Genomic DNA, 5,172 nt, shown 5'->3' with positions numbered 1-5,172 from the left:
CGCGCCTGGATGCCCGCAACCAGCTAACCCAAGATCAAACAAATACCTGACCAGTTACGAACTCCCTACGCCGGCATTACCCGGACAGGTTCTGCGGTCGGCGGCCCCAGCCACCCTCTCAGCCCCTCGGTGGAGCTCCCGCGATCAATTTCGCGCACCGCCACCATAAACCACCGAACTATCCGATGTCATCCGATCGCGCGCATCGGACGTTCTTCTCACGCCCCCGCGCGGCGGGTCAGCCCCGCCAGCGGAATGCGGACAGCGCGTGCGGGGCCAGCGCGACGGTGAACGCGCCGCCGCCGTCGTCCACCGTCACCGCGACCTCGCCGCCCGTCCGGTTGTGCACCAGCACCGACCGATTGCCGTCCGGACGACTGAAGACCACCGCGCTGACCGCCGACGACGACACCTGCGCGCCGATCCGCACGGCCCCGCGCGGCGCGGGCGGCGAGGCCGAGCAGGTCGTACTCCAGCGACCGGTCGATGGCGCGCAGGTCCGTGCCCGGTCGCCCGGCGATCGTGAGGACCCCGTGGCAGCCCACGCAGCCACCGCGGTGCGGACCGCCGGCGGCATCCAACGCGAGATTCCACAGCAGGGCCGTCGTCGCCCAGTTGCGCGTCGCGTTCACCACGACGTCCGCCAGCCAGCCGAAACCGTCCGCGGGAGCGCCCCGCCAGTCCCCCGGAACATTCCGTCAGCCAGGTCGCCTTCGCCGGAAAACGCGCGTGCACCTGCGACTGCGCCGCCCAGTCACCCCGATAACAGTGCCAGGCGATGCCGGTCAGGTAACGCCCGGCGGCCGCGTCGCCGAGCAGCTCCGACGGGACCGTCGGGGTGTCCCAGTTGTGGTCGTAACCGATGATGTTGGTGGTCAGCCTGGCGGCGGCGAAGGCCGGGCTCAGTCGGGTGGCGATGAACCGCGCCTGCTCGGCCGCGGACATGGTCATCGTCGGGTAGGACGGGTCGCTGTGGCCGGGCTCGTTCTGGACGGTCACCGCCGACACCGTGATCCCGCGCGCGGCGTAGGCCCGCACGAAGCGGACGAAGTACTGGGCCCAGGCGGCATACCACTGTGGGCGCAGCGAGCCGCCGCCGAGCCGGCCTGACGACTTCATCCAGGCCGGCGCGCTCCAGGGGCTCGCCATGACGCGGACCCGACTGTTGATCGACAGGATTTCCCGCAGCACCGGCACCACGGCCCGGTCGTCGCGGGCCACCGAGAACGTGGCCAGTCGCGGGTCCGTGGCCCCGGCCGGCAGGTCATCGTAGGTGTACTGGCTGGCGGCGAAGTCGCTGGCGCCCATCGGGATCCGCACCACGGACAGGCCGGCCCCCTCGGTGGGGTCGAACACAGGCTGCGCAGCACCGCGGACCGCTGGTCTGCGGGCAGCCCCCGCAGCAGCCGCGCCGACGTCTCGGTCAGCGCGGCGCCGAACCCCTCGATGCGCTGGTCCCGTGCGGTGGGATCGACGGCCAGCCGCACCCGGGACCCGCCCGCCGGCCCGGCGTCACCCGCGTCGTCGCCGGCGACGACCCGGGAGCCGTCCAGGACGGCCAGCCGCTCGCCATCCGGTTCCGTCGACCAGCCGGCCAGGCCCCGCACCGCCGGGAGCGGCCATGGGGCGGGAAACGCCGGCCCGCCGGCGTCGGCGGTACCGAGCGCGCGTGGTGAGGGCGCCGGACCATTCCCGGGCCGGGAGCTGGGGCCGCCCGGTCGGCACGCCCTTCGGCACACCTGTGGGCGTGCCGCCGGTCGCCGACGCCGCGGCGGGCGGTGCGCCGCCGGTCGCCCCCCGCAGAACCACCAGGGTGACCGTCAGCGCGGCAGCGAGCAGCAGGGCCAGCCCGACGAGGACGGCTCTGTCCCTCGCCCACCGACCGGCCGGACGGGGCGGCTCTCGGCGGCGGCGCACGTCAGGAGACGGACCGGGCTGGTCTTGCCGCGGCGGCCGCGCTGGTCACCGGGCCGCGACGCAGCCTGCTCACCAGGATGGACAGTCGCCGCCCGGGCTGTTCGAGGACGACGTAGCTCAGCCAGCCACCGAGGACGCCGGCCGCCACCAGCAGCGCCGCCACCCAGGGGAACGCGGCCGGGGCGTGGCTGACCAGGTGGTACCGGTCCAGCACGAGCAACAGGATCGGCTCGTGCCACAGGTACACGCTGTAACTGATCATGCCCAGCCAGACGAGGACCGGGGTGGCGAAGAACCGCCGCCACCTCGACTCGGGCGATGTCAGCACCGACGCGGCGAACAGGACGGCGAAGCCGACCGAGTTCAGCATCGAGAACGCCTCCAGCGAGGCCGCGTCGTTCCCGCGGACCAGCGCGCCCGCGACGACGAGCCCGCAGGCGACGAACCGCAGTGCGCACGCCAGGCCCGCCGAAATCGGCCGCTCCCTGCCCCATCGCACGTAGAAGATCGCGATGATCATCCCGAAGCCGAAGTTGTTGGCGTAGTTCTGCGGACAGAACCAGTACGCCCACTGCTGGTGCGCCGCGTCCACGATCCAGACCGAGTAGACGACCCAGCCGGCCGACACCGCGATCAGCAGGTACGCCGGCAGGTAGAGGATGGGCCGGCGGCAGCCGGTGGGTCTGGCGGCGCCGCAGCCAGGCCGCGACCAGCGCCAGGAAGAGGTAGAAGTGGACCTCGACGGCGAGCGACCACGCCGGCCCGATCGTGTAGAAGACCCGCCTGCTGTCGTACACCTGGGTGAACGTGAGGTGTTCGAGCAGGTCGAGCCAGTCGCCCGGCAGGCCGGGGTTGCGGGCGGCCCACACGACGATGACCGCCGTGTAGTAGAGCGGCAGGATCCGCAGGCCACGGCGCAGCAGCGTCGCCTTGGCCGAGCGCTGCGTGCGCCCGTCGCGGACCCTGGTGGCCATCGGCAGGTACAGCAGGAACCCGGAGACCAGGAAGAACCAACTGATCATTCCGTCGAAGGCGCCGAGGATGTGGCCGAAGAACGTGCCCTCGTACGGGGTCTCGCCGCCCCCGCGGCAGAACTGGTAGGCGTGAAAAATAATCACGGAGATCGCGGCCACCCCGCGAAAGCCGCCGAGATCCACCAGCTCCAGCGCGCCGCCGGCCGCGGGCGCGCTCTTCCCCTTGACCTCCGAGGGGGGAAGCGTGGGTGGCTGCGGCGGGATCCGGCGGATGGGCGTCGTCGCGATGCCCGACGGGCGCGGTGGCCGCGCGGGCCCGGTCACGACGGGGCCTGCACATACCACTCGGCAGGCGGCTGCGGGTACCCGTCGGCCCCGTCGGCGTACGGGGACAAGTCGTCCTGGTCAGCCGGACTCGGCGCGGCTGCGGCCCGCGGCGTCACGTGCCATTCCCGATCCCGCATGAGCTCCTTGACCGGGGCCAGCCGGGCGATGACGTTCTTGAACTCGCTGTACACGATGTTCACGAGACTGAACCGGACGAACCAGCCCGGATGTCTGCGGATCGACGAATCGGCGAGGGCGAAGGCGAACAGCGCCTGGATCGGACCGACCAGGGCCGAGAAGGCCGCGGCCACGATGTACAGCGATACGTTGAGTCGGAAGCCGTGCCCCGCCTTCGGGTGCAGCAGGCTGAAGAGGATGAGCGGATAGATCTGCAAGGACAGCCACGGATAGATCTCCCGCCAGCCGAGCAGCCAGAACAGGCCGAGTTTCTGGCGGGCGGTGAGACCGGCCGCACCGAGCCCGTCGCGCAGGTGCTGGCGCGCAGCCTGATGCCAGCCCTGCGCCCAGCGCAGGCGCTGGCGCCACAGTGCCTGCACCGTCGTCGGGGCAAGCTCGTAGGAGACCAGCTCCGGGTCCGAGACGATCCGTGCACCTCGCAGGATCGCGCGCAGGCTCGCGTCGATGTCCTCGGTGAGCATCGACCCCCGCATGCGGATCTGGTGCAGCAGGTCGATGCGCCAGTATCCGTTGGATCCGCCGAAGATGCCGAAACCGTGCATCCGCGCCCGGCCCGGATGGCTCACCGCATAGATCGACTCGAATTCGACGGCGACGGTGCGGCTGACCCGGGAATCCGATCCGTTCCGGATGACGCAGTGCCCCTGGACGACCGCGGCGCCGTTCGACAGCCAGCGCCAGGCCCGCTCGAACGAGTCCGGCGCGGGATGGTGGTCGGCGTCGAAGATACCGACGAACTCGCCGGTGACCAGGGGAATGGCCGCGTTGACGTTCTGCGCCTTCGACGTGCTGTCCGCCACGTGCACGAGCAGGAGACGGGGATCGGCGGCGGCCAGCCGGTCGAGGACGTCCTCGACCGGCAGTCGCTGGGGGGTGCTGTACGCGAGGATCACCCGCAGCGGGCCCGGGTAGTCGAGCCGGAGAAAGGCCCGGACGGTCTCGACGATCGTGGCCGCCTCGTTGGGCAGGTAGGCGGCGATGACGGCGCTCGCCGGCGGAAACGGCGCGGCCGGGCACCGCTCGGCCTCGAGCGCGGACAACTGTTCCAGGTAGATCGTCAGGGCGGTGCCGACCAGGGCGATGACGAGGAAGGTGAAGACCCCCGCGGTGGGGTCGACGCCGAGCGCGAACAGCCCGGTGTAGGCGAGGAACGGCACGCCCACGCAGATCGCGGTCGACAGGACGATCTGCGTGGCGTCGGAGGGCCGCAACCGGTTCCGCAGCGGGCGCCGGGCCCGCCGCGACCGACCGGCGCGCGGCTCCATCGCCGGGTGGTAGCCGACGGGGACCAGGTCGCGCTGCCGGGCGGCACGCTCGGTTGCCAGCCGCGCCCGGCGGATCGCGACCGCGTCGTCGATCGTCCCGTCGACCACGACGAAGCCCGGGACCGGGGTGACGCGCAGCCGGCGGCCGTCGACGACGAACTCGTGCCCGGCGATCGTCCGCACGATCTGGTCCAGCGCCGCCTCGGCCGAGTGTCCCGACCGAACCGGCAGGATCACGAGCACCTCACCGGGACGGCCGGGGCTGATCGTCGCGCCCCGCCACCGGTGCCGGGCACCCGCCAGCGTGACGATCTGGTCGAGCAGAGCCCCCCGACCGGCCACGACAAAACAATCGGACAACATATTGAGCTCGGCGATATACAGTAAGCCAACGACACAGCCGCGGCCGCTCGAGCCGATGCGGTGTCGGGCCAGGGCCGCGCGAAGGTCACTTTCCGTGCCGACTGGTTACTCTAGGTTGTGAGGAATGT

General features: G+C 71.6%; 3 protein-coding genes, 2 pseudogenes and 1 riboswitch. All 5 genes and pseudogenes read right to left on the bottom strand.

Annotation, left to right across the window (positions count from 1 at the left end; translation table 11 throughout):
- Positions 1 to 45: 45 nt before the first annotated feature.
- A riboswitch (TPP riboswitch) is annotated at positions 46 to 152 on the bottom strand.
- A gap of 86 nt (positions 153 to 238) precedes the next feature.
- Entirely contained in the window at positions 239 to 577 is a 339-nt protein-coding gene (locus G6R25_RS28165) for a glycoside hydrolase family 30 beta sandwich domain-containing protein (RefSeq protein ID WP_235949340.1), read from the bottom strand.
- Positions 578 to 690: 113 nt separating this feature from the next.
- Positions 691 to 1,356, bottom strand: a pseudogene (locus tag G6R25_RS28160) (glycoside hydrolase family 30 protein); the annotation flags it as partial.
- A 562-nt stretch (positions 1,357 to 1,918) separates the two neighbouring features.
- Positions 1,919 to 2,545: an acyltransferase family protein gene (locus tag G6R25_RS29145; protein WP_268904197.1), complete on the bottom strand. Its 627-nt coding sequence runs from the start codon at positions 2,543 to 2,545 to the stop codon at positions 1,919 to 1,921.
- A 121-nt stretch (positions 2,546 to 2,666) separates the two neighbouring features.
- Positions 2,667 to 3,035 (bottom strand): annotated as a pseudogene (locus G6R25_RS29140) (acyltransferase family protein); the annotation flags it as partial.
- Between the two features lie 176 nt (positions 3,036 to 3,211).
- Entirely contained in the window at positions 3,212 to 5,023 is a 1,812-nt protein-coding gene (locus tag G6R25_RS21155) for a glycosyltransferase family 2 protein (protein WP_235949337.1), read from the bottom strand.
- Positions 5,024 to 5,172 lie beyond the last annotated feature (149 nt).

The sequence above is a fragment of the Candidatus Frankia alpina genome (assembly GCF_902806485.1).
In the GTDB taxonomy this organism is placed as follows: Bacteria; Actinomycetota; Actinomycetes; order Frankiales; family Frankiaceae; genus Frankia; species Frankia alpina.
The sequence above is the reverse complement of the archived record's forward strand: the minus strand, read 5'-3'. Positions and strand labels throughout refer to the sequence as shown.